This is a genomic window from Lacinutrix sp. Bg11-31, from assembly GCF_002831665.1.
Classification (GTDB): domain Bacteria; phylum Bacteroidota; class Bacteroidia; order Flavobacteriales; family Flavobacteriaceae; genus Lacinutrix.
The window spans coordinates 1057851-1081107 of record NZ_CP025118.1; the positions used below are offsets into that span (position 1 = coordinate 1057851).

19 protein-coding genes are annotated in these 23257 nt (G+C 30.8%); 15 read left to right on the forward strand and 4 right to left on the reverse strand.

All coding sequences use genetic code 11. From position 1 onward, the window contains the following. Nucleotides 1-181: 181 nt before the first annotated feature. From CW733_RS04810 to CW733_RS04845, 8 genes are all read left to right on the forward strand, one after another. A complete protein-coding gene (locus CW733_RS04810) occupies nucleotides 182-2797 on the forward strand; it encodes a T9SS type A sorting domain-containing protein (RefSeq protein ID WP_100996118.1) in 2616 nt (871 codons plus the stop codon). A 97-nt stretch (nucleotides 2798-2894) separates the two neighbouring features. Next, a complete protein-coding gene (locus CW733_RS04815; protein WP_100996119.1) occupies nucleotides 2895-5201 on the forward strand; it encodes a type IA DNA topoisomerase in 2307 nt (768 codons plus the stop codon). A gap of 181 nt (nucleotides 5202-5382) precedes the next feature. After that, nucleotides 5383-5964, forward strand: a complete 582-nt coding sequence (locus tag CW733_RS04820; protein WP_100996120.1) for a pseudouridine synthase — start codon at nucleotides 5383-5385, stop codon at nucleotides 5962-5964. 71 nt (nucleotides 5965-6035) lie between these two features. Further along, complete coding sequence (locus tag CW733_RS04825) at nucleotides 6036-7286, forward strand: mechanosensitive ion channel family protein (RefSeq protein WP_100996121.1); 1251 nt, start codon at nucleotides 6036-6038, stop codon at nucleotides 7284-7286. 96 nt (nucleotides 7287-7382) lie between these two features. Then, complete coding sequence (locus tag CW733_RS04830) at nucleotides 7383-8060, forward strand: TetR/AcrR family transcriptional regulator (RefSeq protein ID WP_100996122.1); 678 nt, start codon at nucleotides 7383-7385, stop codon at nucleotides 8058-8060. After that, nucleotides 8061-9728 (forward strand): peptidase domain-containing ABC transporter, encoded by a 1668-nt coding sequence (locus CW733_RS04835; RefSeq protein ID WP_100996123.1) that lies wholly within the window; start codon nucleotides 8061-8063, stop codon nucleotides 9726-9728. Nucleotide 9729: 1 nt separating this feature from the next. Continuing rightward, a complete protein-coding gene (locus CW733_RS04840; protein ID WP_100996124.1) occupies nucleotides 9730-11082 on the forward strand; it encodes an HlyD family secretion protein in 1353 nt (450 codons plus the stop codon). A 4-nt stretch (nucleotides 11083-11086) separates the two neighbouring features. Then, entirely contained in the window at nucleotides 11087-12478 is a 1392-nt protein-coding gene (locus CW733_RS04845; protein ID WP_100996125.1) for a TolC family protein, read from the forward strand. A 29-nt stretch (nucleotides 12479-12507) separates the two neighbouring features. Here CW733_RS04845 and CW733_RS04850 read toward each other — a convergent pair whose 3' ends face one another. The 3 genes from CW733_RS04850 to CW733_RS04860 all read right to left on the reverse strand — a co-directional run bounded on the left by CW733_RS04850 (nucleotide 12508) and on the right by CW733_RS04860 (nucleotide 14456). Beyond that, a complete protein-coding gene (locus CW733_RS04850; RefSeq protein ID WP_100996126.1) occupies nucleotides 12508-13065 on the reverse strand; it encodes a Pycsar system effector family protein in 558 nt (185 codons plus the stop codon). A gap of 139 nt (nucleotides 13066-13204) precedes the next feature. Continuing rightward, a complete protein-coding gene (locus CW733_RS04855; protein ID WP_100996127.1) occupies nucleotides 13205-13657 on the reverse strand; it encodes a cold-shock protein in 453 nt (150 codons plus the stop codon). 97 nt (nucleotides 13658-13754) lie between these two features. After that, nucleotides 13755-14456 (reverse strand): hypothetical protein, encoded by a 702-nt coding sequence (locus tag CW733_RS04860; protein ID WP_100996128.1) that lies wholly within the window; start codon nucleotides 14454-14456, stop codon nucleotides 13755-13757. A gap of 408 nt (nucleotides 14457-14864) precedes the next feature. On the opposite strand from CW733_RS04860, the gene CW733_RS16690 reads away from it, so the two are divergent. After that, nucleotides 14865-14999, forward strand: a complete 135-nt coding sequence (locus tag CW733_RS16690; protein WP_255411477.1) for a hypothetical protein — start codon at nucleotides 14865-14867, stop codon at nucleotides 14997-14999. 102 nt (nucleotides 15000-15101) lie between these two features. Then, on the forward strand, nucleotides 15102-16421 hold the full coding sequence (locus tag CW733_RS04865) for a dipeptidase (RefSeq protein WP_100996129.1): 1320 nt from the start codon (nucleotides 15102-15104) through the stop codon (nucleotides 16419-16421). A 403-nt stretch (nucleotides 16422-16824) separates the two neighbouring features. Here the strand turns inward: CW733_RS04865 and CW733_RS04870 are convergent, their stop codons facing one another. Beyond that, the gene (locus tag CW733_RS04870) at nucleotides 16825-18813 is read right to left on the reverse strand and encodes a thiamine pyrophosphate-dependent enzyme (RefSeq protein ID WP_100996130.1); all 1989 of its coding nucleotides are present in this window, start codon (nucleotides 18811-18813) and stop codon (nucleotides 16825-16827) included. Between the two features lie 236 nt (nucleotides 18814-19049). Here CW733_RS04870 and CW733_RS04875 point away from each other — a divergent pair, with 236 nt between their 5' ends. From CW733_RS04875 to CW733_RS04895, 5 genes are all read left to right on the forward strand, one after another. Next, nucleotides 19050-19997: an isopenicillin N synthase family oxygenase gene (locus tag CW733_RS04875; RefSeq protein WP_100996131.1), complete on the forward strand. Its 948-nt coding sequence runs from the start codon at nucleotides 19050-19052 to the stop codon at nucleotides 19995-19997. Nucleotides 19998-20082: 85 nt separating this feature from the next. Then, nucleotides 20083-20409 carry a translation initiation factor gene (locus CW733_RS04880; protein WP_100996132.1) on the forward strand — a complete coding sequence of 109 codons (327 nt, stop codon included), beginning with the start codon at nucleotides 20083-20085 and terminating at the stop codon, nucleotides 20407-20409. Nucleotides 20410-20414: 5 nt separating this feature from the next. Then, nucleotides 20415-21356: a DUF1835 domain-containing protein gene (locus CW733_RS04885; RefSeq protein ID WP_100996133.1), complete on the forward strand. Its 942-nt coding sequence runs from the start codon at nucleotides 20415-20417 to the stop codon at nucleotides 21354-21356. Continuing rightward, complete coding sequence (locus CW733_RS04890) at nucleotides 21346-22215, forward strand: nucleoside phosphorylase (protein WP_100996134.1); 870 nt, start codon at nucleotides 21346-21348, stop codon at nucleotides 22213-22215. Before CW733_RS04885 ends, CW733_RS04890 begins: the two co-directional genes overlap by 11 nt. A 139-nt stretch (nucleotides 22216-22354) precedes the next feature. After that, nucleotides 22355-23209: a substrate-binding domain-containing protein gene (locus tag CW733_RS04895; protein WP_100996135.1), complete on the forward strand. Its 855-nt coding sequence runs from the start codon at nucleotides 22355-22357 to the stop codon at nucleotides 23207-23209. Nucleotides 23210-23257 lie beyond the last annotated feature (48 nt).

Here is a 23257-nt window from a genome sequence, read left to right on the forward strand (position 1 = left end):
AATATTTCAACAATTTATTAGTAAATAAAAAGTATCTGCAATTATTAGTCTGTATTCATGTTTTTAGAAAGGCATAGGTAAGCACCTATTAAAAAGTTTTTGTAGAAAACTGAAATTTCACCTACCTTGTTAGCTATTAATTATATTTTTAGTATTAACTATTATATTAAAAAAACATAGAATGAATAAAATTACTTTTCTCTTTATATTATTTTCTGCAATTGGTTATAGCCAGGATATTCAGTTTAACGACCCAGATTTACTCTCTTATCTTACAACTAAAATATGTGTAGATACAGATGGTGATGGTGTTTTTGACTCTAATGCAGATTTTAATAACGATGATCAAATTCAATTAAGTGAAGCACAGCAAGTTTTAAGCTTTAAATTTAGTACACTAGCTAATAATATTGATGATTTAGGTGGCTTTGAAAACTTTAGTAGCCTGCAGCATATAGATGTGTCTACTATAGATATAACTTATTTAGACTTTAGTGTGTGGCTGTCTTTAGAGTCTATTAAACTATCTTCTTCTATCGACAGCTTTGTATTTGATAATCCATTGTTAACTAGTTTTCAGCTTCAAAATGTTGGGTTTAATAATCCACTTTTCGATTTAACAAACCTACCAAACTTAGAGTATGTAAGAATACAGAGTTCTGGGCTAACAGATAATTTAATTTTTGGAACACATAATAATCTTGAAGAATTAATAATTGCGGCTGGTACATACTCAACATTAAATTTATCTGGAATGCCAGCTTTAAAATATTTAACAATAGATGAATTTATTGGTACAAGTATTGATATTTCTAACGCTACAGTATTAGAAGAGTTTTCTTTTAGATACACAGATAATACAACTACAATAACAGGATTAGATGCTTCTAGTTCATTACAAAGAATAGATTTTAGTCAAGACAATTATTATAACAGCCCATCTAATTTAGATGTGATCTTAAATAATCAGTCATTAAATGATGTAACTGTTTATGGTGCTAATTCTTTTTCTTTGAGTAATAATATTTCAGATATTGGTGAAATAGAACTCTATTTTGTAAATGATATAATCGATATTAATAATAGTAATTTTACTTATATAGATAGTTCTTTAAATGCAGCACTCTCAATTATAAATACAAATCCAACGCAATTAAATTTATCAAACATTGAAGGATTGAAGTTTTTAACGTTTCAAGAATTGATAACTAATTTGCCATTAGATTTATCTACGGTAGAAACAGAACGTGTCTCTTTTAACACATCTAGTCTTACTGAGCTTAATTTAAAAAACGGTAATACATTACAATATTTTTATAGTGGTTTTGATACTGATATTCAATTTATATGTGTCGATAGTGAAGAGCTAAGCATAGTCGAAAATGGTTATAACAACACTAATTTACCAGCTGTTATACATCCGTATTGCACATTTGTTTTAGGAGGTGAATACTATGAGGTTACTGGAGATATATTGGTAGATATAGGTACTGGATGTTTAGCATATACTAATGGATCTATATTTGATTTGCAGTTTACAGTAACAGATGGTTTAAATGCAGATATCTTTTACGCAAATAACACCAATAATTATTCTTACACCTTGCCAGAAGGTAATCATACATTAACGAGTCAGCTTATTGGTATGGATTATTGGACAGTGACGCCGTCGAGTATAGATTTAAATTTCCCAACAGATGCTAGTCCACATACACAAGATTTTTGTATTACTCCTAATGGTGTTCATGACGATTTAGAAATAACAATTGTACCAATAGAACAAGCGGTTCCTGGTTTTAATACAGATTACAAATTAGTTTATAAAAACAAAGGAAACACAATACTATCTGGTGATATTATCTTTACTTATAATGATGATTTAATGAACTTACTAACTGTAAGCCCAATGGTAGATTCTCAATCTTCTGGTTTTTTATCTTGGAATTATACAAGCTTGCAGCCTTTTGAGGTTAGAGAAATCGATTTAACGATGACTTTAAATACACCAACACATCCTGACTTTCCATTAAATAGCGATGATGTATTAACTTTTGAAACTACTGTAAATCCATCAGTTTCGGATGAGACACCAGATGATAATACGTTTGTTTTAAACCAAATAGTAGTTAACGCTTTCGATCCTAATGATAAAACATGTTTGGAAGGAGAAACCATAACAATAGACCAAGTTGGAAAGTATGTACATTATTTAATTAGATTTGAGAATAATGGTACTGCAAATGCTGTAAATGTTGTTGTAAAAGATGCTATTGATACTACTAAATATAGTGTAAATTCATTAATACCATTAAATTCTAGTCATGCTTTTAGTACAAGAATTAGTAATGGAAATGAAGTAGAATTTATATTCGAAAATATTAGTTTGCCTTTTGATGATGCTAACAATGATGGTTATATTTTATTTAAAATTAAAACGCTATCAAGTTTAGTTTTAGGTGATAGTTTTAGTAATGAAGCAAAAATTTATTTTGATTTTAATGCTCCAATAATAACTAATAACGAAACCACAACAATACAAGAAAACTTAAGTGTTGATGAATTTAATTTAAATAGTTTAATTACAATCTATCCAAATCCAACTAAAGATTATTTTAAAATAAACAACTCTGGTGGAGTTGAATTTGAAGAAGTTGAGTTATATGACATTTCAGGAAAAAGAGTTTTAAAATTTATTAAAACTGAAGTATATAATATCGCTAAATTGAACTCAGGAATTTATTTTGCAAAAATAAAAACCAATAAAACAGAAGTTGTAAAAAAGATAATTAAAATGTAGTCGTTTTTTATTCTAAACTCGTTAATAACTCCCTATAAATTCATTTTAAACAAACATTTAAATTTCATACTTTGCGATTCATAATTCATATAAATAAATGAAAGTCTGTATCGCCGAAAAACCATCTGTAGCAAGAGAAATTGCTTCTGTTCTTGGAGCAACCACAAAACGTGATGGTTACTACGAAGGCAACGGTTATGCTGTAACTTATACTTTTGGACATCTTTGTACACTTAAAGAACCAAGCGATTATAAACCGTACTGGAAAAGTTGGGATTTAAACAATTTACCAATGTTACCCGAGCGTTTTGAAACCAAAGTGTCTAAAGATTCTGGTATAAGAAAACAATTTAAAATTGTAAAAAGTTTATTCGATAAAGCAGATGTTGTTATAAACTGTGGCGATGCAGGACAAGAAGGAGAATTAATACAACGTTGGGTTTTAAACCAAGCAGGTTATAAAGGCAAAGTAGAAAGACTCTGGATTTCGTCGCTTACAACCGAGGCTATAAAAGAAGGTTTTAATAACTTAAAACCTTCTGAAGATTACGATAATTTATATTACGCAGGCTTTTCGCGTGCTATTGGAGATTGGCTTTTAGGTATGAATGCTACACGTTTATACACTGTAAAACATGGTGGTTACAAGCAAGTATTATCTGTTGGTCGTGTGCAAACACCTACTCTAGCAATGCTAGTAAATAGATTTAAAGAAATAGAAAACTTTAAGCCACAACCGTATTGGGAGTTGCAAACCATGTATCGCGATACTTTATTTAGTTATGAAGAAGGTCGTTTTCTTAAAGTTGAAGATGGTGAAAAACTTGCAGCCATTGTAAAAACTCACGATTTCGAAATTGTGTCTACAACCAAAAAAGCAGGAAATGAATATGCACCAAAACTGTTCGATTTAACAGGTTTACAAGTGTATTGTAACACTAAATATGGTTTTTCTGCAGACGAAACTTTAAAAATTGTTCAGAAATTATACGAGCAAAAAGTAGTTACCTACCCAAGAGTAGATACTACATTTTTACCAAACGATGTATATCCAAAAGTAGCAGGAATACTTAAAAACTTAACCAATTATGCAGCTTTAACAGCACCTTTACATGGTAAAAAGCTAAAGAAAACTAAAAAAGTTTTTGATGACAGTAAAGTAACAGATCACCACGCAATTATACCAACTGGTCAACAAATGAATTTGCAATACAACCAGCAACAGGTTTACAATATTATTGTACGTCGTTTTATTGCAGTGTTTTATCCAGATTGTAAAGTCTCTAATACCACTGTTATTGGTAAAGCAGAAAAAGTAAAGTTTAAAACCACAGGAAAAGAGGTATTAGAAAAAGGTTGGCGAGTTGTATTCGAAACACCAAATTCAACAACTAAAGAAGCAGGAATGTTACCTACATTCGAGAAAGGTGAAAAAGGACCACACGAACCTTCGTTTTTAGAAAAACAAACAAAACCACCAAGTCAATTTACAGAAGCCTCACTCCTACGTGCTATGGAAACAGCAGGAAAACAGGTGGATGACGACGAGCTTCGTGAGATTATGAAAGAAAACGGTATTGGCCGTCCTTCCACACGTGCCAATATTATTGAAACATTATTCCGAAGAAAATATATAAAACGTAATAAAAAACAGGTAATCCCAACCGTTACAGGAATTCTGTTAATTGATACCATTCAAAATGAAATGCTAAAATCTGCCGAGCTTACAGGAAAGTGGGAAAAGCAGTTAAAAGATATTGAAAAAGGTACGTTTAGTGCTGGAAGTTTTATCAAGCAGATGAAACAAATGGTCGATCGTTTGGTTTATGAAGTGAGAAGTGAAACTAAGAAAGCTAATATTTCGGCAGTAAATAATAAACCAGCAAATTCTAAGAAAAGTGTAACTAAAAAGATTACTAATAAATCGGCAGGGATTACTTCTGAAAAATGCCCGAAATGTAAAAATGGTACTGTTCTTAAAGGGAAATCGGCTTATGGTTGTTCAGAGTTTAAAAAGACTTGTGATTTCGTTATTCCGTTTAAATTTGAAGGTAAAACAATTTCAGAAAAACAATATGTTAGGTTGTTTCAAAAAGGATCGACTGTAAATTTAAAAGGCTTTAAAATTGATAACGCTTCTGCTGAAGGATTAGTAAGATTTGATGAAAACTTTAAACTTAAATTCGAGCCTAAAAAAGGTAAAGTTGAAATTAAGAGTGCTTCCGAAGAAAATATTTGTCCGAAATGTAATAAAGGAACCATTATAAAAGGAAAAACAGCTTATGGTTGTAGTGCTTATAAAGAAGGTTGCGACTTTAGATTTAGCTACGATGCTATTCGTGAAAAAGCCAATGGACAACAATTAACCAAGGATTTAGTTTTTAAGATATTAAAAGGAGAATAACTGTCACTTTAAATGAATTTTTATTTAAGGGTTTTGTTATCGAAAAACTTGTAAAATTCTCGATACATTTTGTTCGTGCCTCACAAAACACTCGAACTGACAAATCATTTGTATCTATTGTCACTTCGAGTGATTTCGAAGCATGAGAAATTGTATCGAGAAGCAATAAAAAATAAATTAATTGAATAACCACAATCACTTCAAAATATATAAACCTTACGGAATGCTTTCGCAATTCGCAAGTAACTCTACCCAACAAAAACGCAAACGTTTTCTGGGTGAATTAGGTAATTTTCCTGAAGGAACAATGCCAATTGGTAGGCTCGACGAAAAAAGTGAAGGACTACTATTATTAACTACAGATGGAAAATTAAGTGATTATATAAATTCTAGTGGTATTGAGAAAGAATACTATGCCCTAGTAGATGGAGCTATTACTCAAGAAAAAATTGAAGAACTCCAGAAAGGTGTAGAAATTGGTTTCGATGGTAAAAAGTACCAAACCAAACCTTGTAAGGTTTTTAAATTAGAATCTGAACCAGATTTCCCAGAACGCTCAAAAAAAATTAGAGACGCTAGACATGGTCCTGTTTCATGGGTTTCTTTAACAATTACGGAAGGGAAATTTAGACAAGTTCGCAAAATGACAAGCGCAGTAGGTTTTCCAACCTTAAGATTAGTGCGTGTTCGTGTTGGTAATATAGCGATTAATAACATGAAAAATGAGGAAGTTAGACCTATAAATATACCAAGCACGCTTTAACTATTATTTATTGTTTTTAATAGTTTATACTGAATAAATCTGACTAATTTTGTTTAAAATTAAAACTAAGAATGAAAGAGCAAATAGCCTATTTCTTTTCTAATTATTACCAAGCTTTTGGGCTTACTCCAAATATGTCTAAGTATGCTAATATGTTTACATTGTTGCTAATAGCACTTATTGTAACCTATGTTATAGATAGAGTTATTAGAACAATTTTGCGAGCAATATCTGTTCGTGTTGCAAAGCATACCAAATCTCCTTTTGATGATTTGTTATTAGCTAATAAAGTGCCACGAAACGTAGCACATATTATACCGTTAATAATTGCATTAAAATTATTACCAATTGTTTTTATTGATTTTAGTATTATAGAAATTCCTATTCGTAAAATACTTCAAGTACTCTTTATAGTTTTAACATTATGGATTGTTAGAAGTATTTTGTTTACGCTCGAAGATTACTTTAAAACCTTACCGCGTTTAAGAGATAAGCCTATAGATAGTTATATTCAAGTATTCATGATTTTTGCATGGGTTGCTGGTGTTTTTGCTGCTATTGCAGTGTTTAGCGATGTGTCTATATTGAAGTTTATTACTGGTTTTGGTGCTGCTTCTGCTATTATTCTACTTATTTTTAAAGATACTATTCTTGGTTTTGTAGCAAGTATTCAAGTGTCTATTAACGATATGGTTCGTATTGGAGATTGGATTACTTTCGAGAAATATGGAGCAGATGGTGATGTTGTAGAAATAAACCTAGCAACTGTAAAGGTTCAGAATTTCGATAATACTATTACTACTATTCCTACGTATGCTATGATTTCAGATTCTTTTAAGAACTGGAGAGGTATGACGAATTCTGATGGTCGACGAATTAAAAGACACTTGATGATTAAGCAAGATTCTATTAAATTTTTAACAGCAAAGGATATTGAACGCTTAAAAGGCATAGAGATAATTAGTGCCTATTTAGAGCAAATGGGAGGTAAAATAGACAGCTATAATACACAAAACAGTATAGATAAAACACTTTTATTAAACGGAAGAAACCTTACTAATATAGGTGTTTTTAGAAAATACATTCAAACATATTTAGAAAGCCACTCGGCAATTAACAAGGATATGCTATTAATGGCTAGGCAATTACAAGCAACTGCAGAAGGTGTTCCTTTGGAAATTTACGCTTTTAGTAAAGATAAAAGATGGGAAAATTACGAATATGTAATGTCAGATTTGTTTGATCATTTTCTTGCTGCAGTTCCAGCTTTTGATTTAGAAATTTTTGAATACCCAAGTTCTAGTAACTTTAAAACTAAATAACCTCTCTTCCTTAAAAAAAAGAAAATGTTAATTAACTGTTAATCTGATTTTAATATTAATAGCAATGCTATTATATTTGCATTCAAATTAATTATTATGAAATATTTACTCTCGAACATTAAGATTAATATTAACGAAAAAATCTATTTAAAAGATCCAGAATCTTCAGATCTAGGAAAGCGTATTATTGAGAATAGTATTCTTTTAATAGACACGATTGGTTTTGATGCTTTTACTTTTAAAAAAGTAGGAACTAAAATTGGTTCTAATGAAAGCTCTATTTATCGTTATTTCGAGAGCAAACACATGCTTCTACTTTATTTAACATCCTGGTATTGGACTTGGCTAGAATACCAATTGGTATTATCAACTAATAGTATAGAAAACAAAAATGATAAGTTAGAAAAAGCCATAACAGTGCTTTGCCAAACAACTATAATAGATTCTGCTTTTAGCCATATTGACGAGGTTGTATTAAAGCGAATAGTTATTAACGAATATTCTAAATCATACTTAACAAAGGAAGTCGATAGTAAAAATAAAGAAGGTTATTTTTCGGTCTATAAAAGATTAGTGAATAGGTTAAAGGATATTATTGTTGCTATAGATAACGATTATAAATATCCATTAACCTTAGCTAGTACAGTAATAGATGGCGCAATGCATCAACACTTTTTAAAAGATCATTTTCAATCTATTACAGAGTGTAATACTACTGTTCAGCCTACAGATTTCTTTAAAGATTTAGTGTTTAATACTTTAAAACTTAAATAAATGCCTAAAAATGTTGTTGTAGCGTGGAAACGCTTTGTGGGCTTACTTAAGCTAGATAAAAAAGATGTTAGACAAATATTTTTCTATGCCATTTTTGCCGGATTAGTAAGTTTGTCACTTCCTCTAGGAATACAAGCAATTATTAATCTACTACAAAGTGCTCAAATTAGTACATCGTGGATGGTACTGGTTGGTTTGGTGACTTTAGGAGTTGTGTTTGTTGGGATTTTGCAATTAATGCAAATTAGAATTATAGAAAACGTTCAACAAAAAATATTTACTAGAGCATCATTTGAATTTGCTTATCGTTTTCCAAAAATGACAATGAGCGGATTAAATGGTTATTATCCACCAGAATTGGTAAATAGGTTTTTCGATACACTTACGATTCAAAAAGGATTGTCGAAAATATTAATCGATTTCCCTGCTGCTTTATTGCAAATTATTCTTGGATTAATACTCTTGTCATTTTACCATCCGTTCTTTATAATTTACGGTATACTCCTATTAATACTTATGTACATTGTGTTTAAATTTACAGCACAAAAAGGACTTGCAACTAGTTTAGAAGAGTCGGATAATAAGTATAAAGTAGCACATTGGCTACAAGAAGTAGCACGTTCTATTTTAAGTTTTAAACTCTCTGGACGTACAAGTTTAGCTATGGAAAAAAATGATAAACTAGTAACAAGTTATTTAGAAGCTAGGGAAAATCATTTTAGAATTCTAATTCTTCAGTTTATACAACTTATTGGTTTTAAAGTATTAGTAACTGCTGGATTATTAATTATTGGAGGTTTATTAGTTTTAAATCAGCAAATGAATATTGGACAATTTGTTGCGGCAGAGATTATTATTTTATTAGTTATTGCTTCTGTAGAAAAATTAATTCTTGGATTAGAAACTATTTACGATGTCCTTACTTCTATCGAGAAATTAGGGAAAATTGTTGATAAGCCTTTAGAATCGCAAGAAGGTGAGATTTTAGATTTAGAGCAAGATCAATTAATTGTAGAATTAGACGAAGTAAATTACTCAGTAGCAGATAGAGATACACCTATATTAAATAATATTTCACTTAAAATAGAACCTAAACAAGTTATATTAATTACAGGTAAAAGTGGTTCTGGCAAATCAAGTTTATTAAAACTAGTTGCAGGTTTAATTTCTCCAACAAGAGGAAAAATATACGCCAATAACAAATCGTTAATTGGGTTAAATATTAATTCTTACCGTTCGCATATTGGACAAGCATTAACAGAAGAAACACCTTTTGAAGGTACTTTGTTAGAGAATATAACCTTTGGAGATAAAAATATTACTACAGATCAAGTAAACGATGCTATTAAAAATGTTGGTTTAAAAGATTTTGTAAAAGCATTACCATTAGGTTTAAAAACGGTTCTATATCCTGAAGGGAGAGGTATTTCGTTTACCGTTTCTAAAAAAATAATGTTGGCTAGAAGTATTGTTAAACGTCCTAAATTACTACTACTAAAGGAGCCATTAGATCAATTTGAAACAAACGAAGCCAAACAAATAATAGATTATTTAACTAATCCGTCTCACAATTGGACACTTGTAGTTGTTAGTCAAAATATATTATGGAATAATAAAGCTACAAAAACAATAACCTTAAATAAAGGAGAAATAACTAACACTTTATAGCATGTTAAATATCTCAGAAAATAAACTAAATACTAAAGTTGATATTTCTAACTACACTTCTTCTAAAAAAGTATTTGGTAAAAAACACTTTAAACAATTTAATAGATTATTAATTGTATCTGCAATCGTTTGCATTATCATCTTGTTTCTACCTTGGACTCAAAACATAAATGCAGCAGGAACTGTAACTACATTAACACCAGATCAAAGACCACAAAGTATACAATCTCCTATTCCTGGAAGAATAGAAAAATGGTATGTTAAAGAAGGTGATTTTGTAAAAAAAGGAGATACTATTCTTTTTATTTCTGAAGTAAAAAATGATTATTTCGATCCTAATTTAATCCAAAGAACAGGACAACAAATAGAGTCTAAAAATGCTTCTGTAAAAAGTTATGGTTCTAAAGTTAATGCACTTAATAATCAAATTTCGGCTTTAAGTAATGAACGTGGTTTAAAATTAAAACAAGCTGAAAACAAGTTATTGCAAGCTAAGCTGAAAGTAAAAAGTGATAGTATAGATTTTGAAGCATCGAAAACTAATTTAGAAATTGCTACAAAACAATTTAAACGTACAGAAACTTTACAAGCTGAAGGTTTAAAATCTTTAACAGATGTTGAACAAAAACGTTTAAAGCTTCAAGAAACACAAGCGAAGTTAATTTCCCAGGAGAATAAATTTTTAGTAGCTAAAAACGAAATTTTAAATGCTCAAGTTGAAATTACAAGAACTAAAGCAGAATATATAGATAAGATATCTAAAGCGCAAAGCGATAAGTTTTCGGCAGAATCTAATCAGTTTGATGCCGAAGTTCAAGTTTCAAAACTTGAAAATAACCGTTCTAATTACGAAATTAGAAACACCATGTATTATATAAAAGCGCCTTTTAATGGTTATATAAATAAAGCTATAAAAACAGGAATTGGAGAAAGTTTTAAAGAAGGAGAGCGTTTGGTTGGTATTATGCCAGCAAACTATGATGTTGCTGTGGAAACTTATATAAAGCCAATAGATTTGCCTTTGGTTCATATTGGAGAAACATTTAGAGTTCAGTTTGATGGTTGGCCTGCAATTGTATTTAGTGGTTGGCCTGATGTGTCTTATGGAACTTATGGAGCAAAAGTTGTAGCCATAGAAAGTTTTATTAGCGAGAATGGGAAATTTAGAATTCTATTGGCTCCAGATAATGAGGATGAATATGCTTGGCCAGAAGCTATAAGAGTTGGCTCTGGAGTAAGAGCTATTGGTTTATTAAATGATGTGCCTATTTGGTTCGAAGTATGGAGACAGCTTAATGGTTTTCCTCCAGATTATTATGTTCCAATAATTAATAATACTAAAGCAAAAAAGTAATATTATGAAACATTACATTTTAATCTTCAGTTTCTTTGTATCTACAATTGCTTTATCGCAGACAGAAAACGATATGCTGTTAACTTTTAGCGAATATTTGGGTTATGTAAAGCAGTATCATCCTATTGCGAAACAAGCTAATTTAAAACTAGAAGAAGGTCAAGCCTATTTAATTAAAGCACGTGGCGGTTTCGATCCTAAAATTGAAATAGATTACGACAGAAAAGACTTTAAGGATAAAGAATATTACAATCTATTTAACGCAACTTTTAAAGTTCCAACTTGGTATGGAATTGAAGCTAAAGCAAATTTTGAAGACAATAGTGGAGTATTTTTAAATCCACAAAATAATGTCCCTAATAATGGTTTGTTTACAGCAGGAATCTCTGCGTCTTTAGGACAAGGATTATTTATTAATGAACGAATGGCGACCTTAAAAAAAGCACAATTTTATAAGGAGCAAACCAAAGCAGAACGAAATTTACAAATTAATGATATTATTTACCAGGCATCTATTGCTTATTTTAGTTGGTTGCAATCTTTTAACGAAACAGAAATGTACCAGCGTTTTCTTGCTAATGCAAAAACAAGATATAAAGGAGTAAGAGCAAGTGTTCTTGCTGGAGATAAAGCAGGAATAGATAGCTTGGAAGCTAATATTAACATAAATAATCGAGCCCTTGCCTTAGAGCAATCTAAAGTTGGTTTAATGAAAAACAGATTAATGGTTTCTAATTTTTTATGGTTAGACAATCAAACACCTTTAGAAATTAATCCAAGTGTAGCACCAAAACAATTAGATGTAAATGAAGTAGATGCTATTTTAAAACTAGAGCAGTTGCTAAATTTTAATGTAGAAACTCATCCAAAATTAAAAGCATTAGATAGTAAAATTAGTGGTTTAGAAGTAGAAAAAAGGCTTAAGGCAAACAAGTTATTACTTAAAGCAGATATACAGTATAACTTTATAACTCAAGATCCAGACATAAGTAATACCTATAGCAACTCTAACTATAAAGCTGGTTTAAATATAGCTTTTCCTTTGTTTTTAAGAAAAGAACGTGGTGATTTAAGATTGTCTAAACTAAAAATTGAAGCATCTAAATTCGAACGTACAAACACCTCTTTAAGTTTAAGTAATAAAGTAGAATCTCTACAACAGGAATTAGAGTCTTATGTATATCAAAATGAAATAATAGAAAAAGTTGTTGAAGATTATAAAACGCTACTATCTGCCGAAGAGCGTAAATTTAGTTTTGGAGAAAGTTCTATATTTCTTATAAACTATCGAGAGTCTAGCTTAATTGATGCGCAATTAAAACAGCTTAAGCTTAAAAATAAATTTTATAATACTAAAGCGAAGCTATTTACTAGTTTAGGAATAGTTTTGAATTAAGATTTAAATAAAGACTATTTAAGAATAGCCTAAGTCTTAAAAACAGTATAAATTACAGACCAAACTAAGCCCAAAATTAAAGTAAAAACAGCTCCTTTAATCATAGTTTGTTTATGCTTAATAGCGCGTCCTAGAAAATATAAATCTGTTGTAATTTCATCATAAACAGTTTTTCCGTTTTCTGTTATTCTAGTAAATTCAGTTTTAAATTCGAACAAAGACATACTTGCAAAATTTCCAGCGTACAAACTTCCATTATATCCACTCTGCCTATATTTTTTGCCATAATATTTATGTGGTAACATGCCAACAAGTGCAAACAACATTGAAATCAAACAAAAATAGATTATTGATGAAATAAAAACTCCAATGTTCTCTTTTTCAACTCCTGTTGCAAGATGAGTTGCTCCAAATAGCATAGTAACCAAAATAGAATTAACCGTTAAAATTATAGCCGATTTGTTGTCAACCATTCTTAAAAGACTGTAGTGGTTTCGGGAAAGTGTGCGGTATAAAGTATCCAAACTTCTTGTACCTCCTTTTTTATTTTCTACTGTCGTTATTTTAACTTCTTCTTTTAATTCCATTGTGTACTAGTCCTTATTTATATCTGCTTTATTTTATTAGAATTATTATTAACTACCAAATATAGATACTTAACACAAAAAAGCCTTGACTATTTCTAATCAAGGCCAACTGTGTTCAATCACACTTTAATAGCAAATGTTATATTTTTTTTACACGTACAGCGTTTAAGCCTTTCATGCCTTTTTCTAGTTCAAATTGTACTTTGTCGTTTTCTGTGATTTCATCAATTAAACCACTTACATGACAGAAATATTTTTCTGAATCTTCTGCATCGATAATAAAACCGAAACCTTTAGAAGAATCGTAGAAAGACACTTTACCTTTTCTAATAGGATCTACCTCTGGTAAATCTTCTTTTTTAGGTACGCCTAATACAATATTATCAGCTTTAATTTTTACTTTGTCTTCTGGATCTGGTGGAGTATCTACCAAATTCCCATTGAAATCTACGTAAGCAAATTGAATACCTTGTGAGCCATTCTCTGCTGATTCAGCCTTTCTAGCCTCCATTTTCTTTCTCTTGTCTTCACGCTTTTTAAGGCGCTTTTTCTCTTTTTCTAATTTGTTAAATGTCTGTTGCGACTTTGCCATTCTTCTTCTGTGTAATGTTAATTATTAGCTTATATGCTAATTTTGTTTGTAAAAATACGATTTTCTATTGATTAATTAAAGGAAATAATAAAGTTTACTATTCTTTGTCCTTAGCTTTAACCACTGTTATGGTTGCTTTTACTCCTGTAGCTAAATTCCATTGATTAGTTATAAACGGAGTGCCACTGTCATCTAATACTTGGAATTCTGCGGTGTTTGGACCACTTGTTCCTTGATTTAGAGCCTCAAATTCTATAATATTATCTCCTGGAGTTAGTGTTAAAAAGAAACCTTTACTATGGTTTTGTAATAATACTCGAGACTGCGCAATATTTCCATTTACATAGACGCGAATTAAATCGCCATCCTCTGCTTGATGGTCTCTATATATAATGTTAACGCGTTTTGCTTTGGTACTATACTCACCTAAAAACTGAGTAACTTCACTCCCATTATGTTTACGTTCGTCATCGTTTCTTAATTTTAAAGCTTGTTTTAACTGTTTTTGATATAACTCTGCAGGATTTCTAAACTTATTCTCTTTAATCATTGAGAAGTCTTTGCGTTCTGCAACTGGTAGTTCTTCAACTTTAGGTAGTGTTATTTCGTTTTCGGCCTCTTTATCTGCTTCTGCACTGTTTTTTTCTTCAGGTATTACTAAAAGTTCATTGTCTTCTTTTGGATCTTCTACTTCTTCCGCAGGAATTATTATAGACATGTTCTCACTATCAATTTGAGCACTTGTAGAAAGCACTAAAAAGAATGTAAAAAGGAAAAACAAGTTAAACTTCATGTTCATATAAATCTATTTGTCGAAAATAATACAAAAACTATACCTAACTATTAAAGTTTTATTAATCTCTTAAAAATAATTTCATTTTGAATATAAAAGAGCACATAATTTTGCTCTACCTCTTTTAAAATGCCTATAAATAGTTAAATTCTGTTAAAATTGTACTTTGTTATGCATAGTACTGTAACAAAACTAATTTTGTGTCGTCTTTCTTATATAACAAACAAATTATCAATAAAATTAAAACCATAAAATTATGAGAACTTTAAACAACAATCAATTAACAGGAACATTAAAAGGAACTAAAAGTAATACTTGGAATACAAGAAGACGTTACAGGTAATTTTAGTATCATCAATCAAGTGCTGAAATAATTCAGCATCAATCGAAATCAATCAAAAAAAACCAAAGATTATGAGAGCAATTATTAACACCTTAAGAAAAACGAATTGTATTACTGAAGAACGTTTACATGTTAGTAGAGAAATCTATAGATTCAGCAACTCAAGAGATGGATTATGGAATGGCGCAAAACGCTATGTACATTAATAACTAACTCGAATAATCGAAATAAAACCAGTGAATTAGGGTTCGCTGGTTTTTTTATGTTCTAGTTTTTGTAACTTCACATGGCTAATAAATCCATAAAAAATGAAATCAATAGTTATAAGTTTTTGTATTGCCACACTCCTATTCTCTTGTAAAACAGAAACAAAACTTGAAACAGAAGAGCAACTTCTAGCAAGAGCTAAAGCCATTCACGAACGTGTGATTACTTTAGATACGCATTGCGATATTAATGTAAAGAACTTTACAGACTCTATAAATTATACCCAAGAATTAAGTACACAAATTACATTACCAAAAATGAAATCTGGTGGTCTTGATGTCGCTTGGTTAATTGTGTATACAGGACAAGATTCTTTAACAGATACTGGCTATGCAAAAGCGTACGAAAATGCCATGGCTAAATTTGATGCAATACATAAACTTACAAAAGAGATTGCACCAAATGATATTGAATTGGCTGTAAGTTCTAGTGATGTGGAACGTATTATTAAATCTGGTAAAAAGGCTGCTATGATTGGGATAGAGAATGGTTATCCTATAGGACTAGACATTAAAAACGTTGAGAAATTTTATAACCTTGGAGCGCGTTATATGTCTTTATCTCACAATGGACACAGCCAATTATGCGATAGTAATACAGGTGAAGAAAAAGACGATTGGTTACACGATGGTTTAAGTGATTTAGGTAAAGAAGTTGTAGTAGAAATGAATAGACTTGGCATGATGATAGATGTCTCGCATCCTTCAAAAGAAGCTATGCGACAAATGATAGAACTATCTAAAGCGCCAATAATAGCTTCGCATTCCTCAGCACGAGCATTGTGTAATCACAGTAGAAATTTAGACGACGAACAATTAGAATGGTTAAAGGAAAATGGTGGAGTTGTACAAACTGTTGCTTTCGATAGTTATTTAAGCGAAAAGAAACAAGAAATTTATCAAAAGGCATTAATGGCTTTAAGTGCTAAAATAGCAGATTCGTTATATAATAATGGTGATAAATCTTATAATGGACAATGGTATATTGAAGATAATTGGAAAAAACTTACTAAAGAAGAACAACAAAAAATTAAAGATTCTGGAATAATAGATCGATTAATGAAAATTACGAATACTAAAGCAGAGCAAATACCTGATTTTCCTGAACAAGTTAATGTTTCAGACTTTGTAAACCACATTGATTACTTAGTAGAAAAAATGGGTATCGACCATGTTGGTATTAGTAGCGATTTTGATGGTGGTGGTGGTATTGAAGGTTGGAGCGATGCTAGTGAAACCTTTAATGTAACATTAGAGCTTGTTAAACGAGGTTATACAGAACCTGATATAGAACAGCTTTGGAGTGGTAACTTATTAAGAGTTTTGGATGACGTTGAGGCTGTGGCTGAGGAGATGAAATAGAAACTTATTTATTCAATTTTTGGTTTAGTAATTTTATAAAATCAATAGTTGGCATTGAAGTTTCATCTGGTGTAATAACAATTTCTGCTCCAGTATCTTTGAAAAATATTTCGGACATTTTTTGTCTAAAAGCATTCATTTTATATTTGAATATTATTTTCTTTTCATCTTTAATACCAATTGAAACACATTCTTTATTATAAAAATCACCTTTTTTTATAAATGATATCCATTCAACATCAATTTCACCAATTTCTCCTAGTCTTGAATTGTAGTAAAAAAAGTTTTTATCAATTACAAAAATCTGTTTTTTTCTTTTTTATGAGACCTATTAATGAAAGAATTCCTTTGTGTTGTTTGTAAAACATTAAGGCTTCGGACGATATCTAAGTGAAATTTAAAATTAATAAGCAACCAACTCCAACAATTCACCTTCAAACTTATCACGCGATAAATATTGGTCTTCTAATTGATTAATAAAAGGAATAGGCGTTTCTAAACTCGCTACACGTTTAACAGGAGCATCTAAATGCTCAAAACAGTTTTCCATAATTAATGCCGAAACATCACTAGCAATACCACCAAATAAAGAATCTTCTTGTAAAATAATTACTTTTCCAGTCTTTTTAGCAGAGGCATAAATAGTCTCTGTGTCTAAGGGCTGTAACGAACGTAAATCTATTAAATCAGCATCAATTTCTGGATGCTTGTCTAAGGTGTTCATTGCCCAATGCACGGCTTGACCATAAGCAATAACAGTAATTTGTTCTCCTGTTCTTAAAACGGCTGCTTTGCCTAAAGGAATCGTGTAATAATCTGTTGGTACTTCTTGACGAATACTTCTATATAATGCTTTGTGTTCAAAGAATAACACAGGATTAGGATCGTTAATAGCTGTTGCTAATAGGCCTTTTGCATCTTTTGGGAATGCTGGATATACTACTTTTAAACCTGGTGTTTTTGTAAACCAAGCTTCGTTTGTTTGACTGTGAAAAGGTCCTGCAGCAACTCCTGCTCCACAAGGCATACGTAATACTACATCTGCATTCTGGTTCCAGCGATAATGCGATTTTGCAAGATAATTAACCACTGGATTAAAACCAGAAGTTACAAAATCTCCAAACTGTAATTCTACAACACTTTTAATACCAGCAATACTTAAACCCATTGCTGTCTCTATAATTGCAGACTCACAAATTGGTGTGTTTCTTACTCTGTCTTTTCCAAAGGCTTCTACAAAACCATCTGTAATTTTAAAAACACCACCATATTCGGCAACGTCTTGTCCCATAATAACTAAGTCATTATGCTTCTCCATAGATTGTTTTAAGCCTTCATGGATAGCATCAACCAAGCGCAACTCTTCGGTTTTTGAGTTTTCTTCAACTTCTTGATAATCAAGCTCTTGATAAACATCATTTAACTCGTTACTTATAGATGATGTTATTTTTTCTTCAGCATCAGCTTTGTCTAAATGCGTGTTTAATTCAGCCTTAATTTCGGCTTTAAAAATAGCATCTTGTTTTTCTGTAAGTATATTTTCAGAAATTAAATGTGCGCGATAATTATCGATAGGATCTTTCTTTTCCCAGGTATCCAATAAATCTTGAGGTACGTATTTTGTACCACTAGCTTCTTCATGACCACGCATTCTAAAGGTTTTAAATTCTATTAAAACAGGTCGTGGATTTTTTCTTATGCTTTCTGTAATTTCAGAAATTTTAGTGTAAACTTCTAAAATATTATTACCATCTATAATATGTGATTCCATACCATAACCTAAGGCACGATCTGCTAAATCTTTACAATTATACTGTTCCGTAGTTGGTGTCGATAATCCGTAACCATTATTTTCAATACAAAATAACACTGGTAATTGCCAAACAGAAGCAACGTTTAAGGCTTCATGTATATCACCTTCACTTGTTCCTCCTTCTCCTGTAAAAACAGCAGTTACTTGGTTTTTATTTTTTAGTTTACTAGCTAAAGCAATACCATCTGCAACACCAAATTGTGGTCCTAAATGAGATATCATTCCAACAATATTATATTCTTGAGTACCAAAGTGAAAAGAGCGATCTCTACCTTTTGTAAAACCGTTTGCTTTACCTTGCCATTGGCTAAAAAGCCTATATAAAGGAATTTCACGCGTAGTAAAAACACCCAAATTTCTGTGCATTGGTAAAATGTATTCTTCAGGTTGCATAGACATAGTAACACCTATAGAAATGGCCTCTTGACCTATTCCAGAAAACCATTTACTAATTCTACCTTGACGTAATAGAATAAGCATCTTCTCTTCTATTAAACGCGGTTTTAGCATCGCTCTATAAAGCGCAATTTTTGTTTCTGAAGATAGTTTTGTTTTGTTGTACTTTATATTAGATTTCATGTGTGTATTTTATTGTTTTTTTTATGGTCACATGTTGTTCTCCATAAAATCATTTCCGTAGATGATACTGTTTTTAACATGCTCGTTTCATAAGTATATTAGACATCACAAATAAGGTTTGTCAAATATAACATTATTGCATAAAATTCAATAATTGATACTATAAATTATTGATTATTAATTTTGCAATCTTTTCTTTACATTTGTATATAGATGATTAATAAAAATAACTAGACATGACGAGTATACCAAGTGTTAATTTAGAAGATTTTCTTTCTGATGATCCAAAGAGAAAACAAAAATTTATAGATGAAATAGGAAAAGCTTACCAAGAGATTGGATTTGTTGCTTTAAAAGGGCATTTTTTAGATGAAAAACTAGTGGATAGATTGTATTCTGAAATAAAAAACTTTTTCACCTTGCCAGTTGATACAAAACAAGATTACGAAATACCTGGTATTGGTGGTCAACGTGGTTATATTTCTTTTGGAAAAGAAAGTGCAAAAGGTAAAAAAGAAGGTGATTTAAAAGAGTTCTGGCATTTTGGGCAGTATGTAGAAGACGATGTAGAACGTGCTAAAGAATATCCTAAAAATGTAGATGTAAAAGAATTACCTGCATTTAATAAAGCTGGAAAGGAAACGTACCAAATGCTAGAAAAAACAGCAAAGTATGTATTAAGAGCATTAGCGCTTCATTTAGATTTAGATGAAATGTATTTCGATAATTACATACATAATGGTAATTCTATATTAAGACCAATACATTATCCACCAATTACTGAAGAACCTAAAGCTGCCGAACGTGCTGCTGCTCATGGAGATATTAATTTAATCACCTTATTAATGGGTGCTCAAGGTCGTGGTTTACAGGTGCAAAATCATGAAGGCGAATGGTTAGATGCTATTGCTGAGCCAGACGAGTTAATGATTAATGTTGGAGATATGTTATCAAGACATACCAATAATAAATTAAAATCGACAATACATAGAGTAATTAATCCACCAAAAGAGCTTTGGGGAACAAGCCGCTACTCTATTCCGTTTTTTATGCACCCAATAAGTGAAATGAAATTAGACGTTTTAGACAGTTGTATTGATGCTGAAAATCCAAAGCAGTTTGACGATATTACTGCTGGCGAATTTTTAGATCAACGTTTAATTGAATTAGGATTAAAAAAATAAGTAGGCAGTATCCAGTCTTCAGTTTACAATCGTAATCTATACGAACTGACTGAAGACTGTATATTGAAGACTGAATACTAAAAAGATGGATTTAAAAGATCAATTAAAAAATCTCTTTCCAGAACACGAAGAAAAGAACGTTAAATCAACTGAAGAAAAACCTTCTCTATGGTTGCAAGACAATCCTATTATTTGTAAATATGAAAAACGAAAAGGTAAGCCTATTACCATTTTGGAAGGTTATACAGGAGCAACAGCAGATTTTAAAGCTTTAGCAAAGGAGTTGAAGCAAAAACTAAGTGTTGGCGGAAGTTTTAAGGATGACAAAATCATTATTCAAGGCGATTATCGCGATAAAATAATGGCTATGCTAAAAGAGAAAGGTTTTAATGTAAAACGTGTAGGAGGTTGATTTTTATGACAAAACAGACGCTGAATATTACCAATGGATCAAGCCTTACAGAGTATCTTGAAAAAGAGAAATACGAAGGCGAAATGCTTACATGGCACGAAATGTTATGTGAAGGCCCAACCGAAATAGAAATAGATACTACTTCTTTTTTCGAAACACGAAAAGCGTTTTTAGAATCGGTTTACGATGCAGAATACGATATTTTAAAAATACAATCCGAAATACAAAAAACAAACAATATTAACGAGTACAAAGAAGTTATCCTTTGGTTCGAATATGATTTGTTTTGCCATATTAATCTTATTGCAGCAATTAGTTTATTAAAACAAAAGGACATTAGAGTTCCAATGTTTTTAGTTTGTAGTGGACGTGTTAAAGGTGAAAAAGGTTTAAAAGGATTACCAGAGCTTTCTCCTAAACAACTAAAAGAACATTATCAAAATAGAATTGAATTAACAATAGACGATATTGCTACAGCACAAAAAGCATGGAGCATTTATTGTGAAGGAGATCATAATTTATTAAAACCGTTAATTACAAGAGTCTCAAATTTTAAATATTTAAGCATTTGCTTAAAAGCACATTTAAAGCGTTTTCCAGATACACGAAGTGGCTTAAGTACTTTAGAGTATAATATATTAATTTTAATTAAAGAGCATACTATAAAATCGCGTCATCATTTGGTTGGTTATGTGTTGCATTACCAAGGTTATTATGGCTTTGGAGATATGCAAATTGTACGCTTAATAAACGAATTAGAAATATTTTATACTGAAACTGAAGACACCTTAACGCTAAACAGAGATGGACATTTAGCGCTCGAACACCAAAAAAACTTTAGAAAAGAACTAAATTGTAATTTTGTTTTTGGAGGTGTTAATAAAAGAGAATTTCAGTTTGATAAAAAAACAAATCAATTGATTAAAAATACAGTAGATGCCAATTAAAGAATCAGAATTAATATTAAATCCAGATGGTAGTGTTTATCACTTAAATCTAAAACCTGAACATTTAGCGAACACCATAATAACAGTTGGTGATCCAGATAGAGTGTCTAACGTAACTAAACATTTTGAAAGTATTGAATTCGAAACAAGAAAGCGAGAATTTCATACACAAACAGGAATATACAAAGGAAAACGTATAACCGTTATTTCTACAGGAATTGGTACAGATAATATAGATATTGTTTTTAACGAATTAGATGCACTTGTAAACATCGATTTAGAAACACGTGAAATTAAGAAAGAGTTAACATCACTTACTATTGTTCGTGTTGGAACTTCAGGGTCCATTCAAAAAGAGATACCTGTAGACTCTATTGTAATTAGCGAAATGGCTGCTGGTTTCGATAGTTTACTTCATTTCTATGATAGCGAAGCGTTTCAAAACAAAGACATTTCTAATGCTTTAATGAAACATACAAATTGGTACAAAGCAAAGTCCGATCCTTACATTGTTAATTGTGATGCAGATTTATTAAAGCAATTAAGTTCTAATAAAACAGTTACTGGATTTACTGCTACTAACGTTGGTTTTTACGGTCCTCAAGGAAGAGTTTTAAGATTAGCACTTCAGGATAACGATTTAAACGATAAATTAGCTAACTTTAATTTTAAAGGTAAAACCATTACTAACTTAGAAATGGAAACTGCTGGAATTTATGGTATTTCTAAACTTTTAGGACACAAAGCATTATCTATGAACGCTATTATAGCTAATCGTGCTTCAGGAAAATTTAGTGAGAATCCAAATAAAATTGTTGAAGAACTAATTATTTATACATTAAATAAATTAGTTGAATAACTAATATAAAAGGTTATTAGCCATTTGTATTTAAGTAAAATTATAAAGTTGCGACTAAGGGTTTTAAATTCATTAAATCGTAACAAATAAAATTATCGTTTAAGTTTATCTTAAGCGCAGTCGAAAGACAAATAAGACTATGAAAACAATAAACATTGGTGGTGTACCAGAACATTTTAATCTAGCTTGGTATTTAGGACTTAAAAATGCCGAGTATAAAGATGCAGATATAAACCTACGCTGGAAAGACTATTTTGGTGGCACTGGAGCTATGTGTAAAGGTCTTCGTGATGGAGATATTGATATGGCTGTTATTTTAACAGAAGGCATTATTAAAGATATAATTGCTGGAAATAAGTGTAAAATTGTCCAGGTTTTTGTAAAAACGCCACTTATTTGGGGTGTTCACGTTGCTGCTAATTCAGAATATAAAGAAATTGATGAGCTAAAAGGAACAAAAGCTGCTATTAGTCGCTATGGTTCTGGATCTCATTTAATGGCTTATGTAAATGCGGAGAATAACAATTGGAATTTAGAAAAAGATCTTGATTTTGAAGTTATAAAAAATCTTGATGGCGCTGTTGAAGGTTTAACCGAAGGAAAAGCAGATTATTTTTTATGGGAAAAATTCATGACGAAACCCATTGTAGATAAAGGTGTTTTTAGACGCATAGACGAATGTCCAAGCCCTTGGCCTTGCTTTGTTGTTGCTGTGAGAGAAGATTTTTTAAAGGAGAGTAAAATAGATGTTAAAACCATTTTAGATATAGTAAATAACACAACTGCAGAGTTTAAAGATATTCCAAGTATCGATAGAATGATTGCTAACCGTTACGAGCAAGAAATTGAAGATGTGCAAGAATGGTTAAGTCTTACAGAATGGTCTCAGGAAAACATTTCTAAAGAAACTATTAATAAAGTTCAAGACGAATTGTTTGCCTTAAATATTATTCCTGAGAAATGGGATTATAAGGATTTGGTGGAAACTTTATAATATTTTAACGCAACCTTTTTAATAATTCAGCATCTAAATAATAAACGA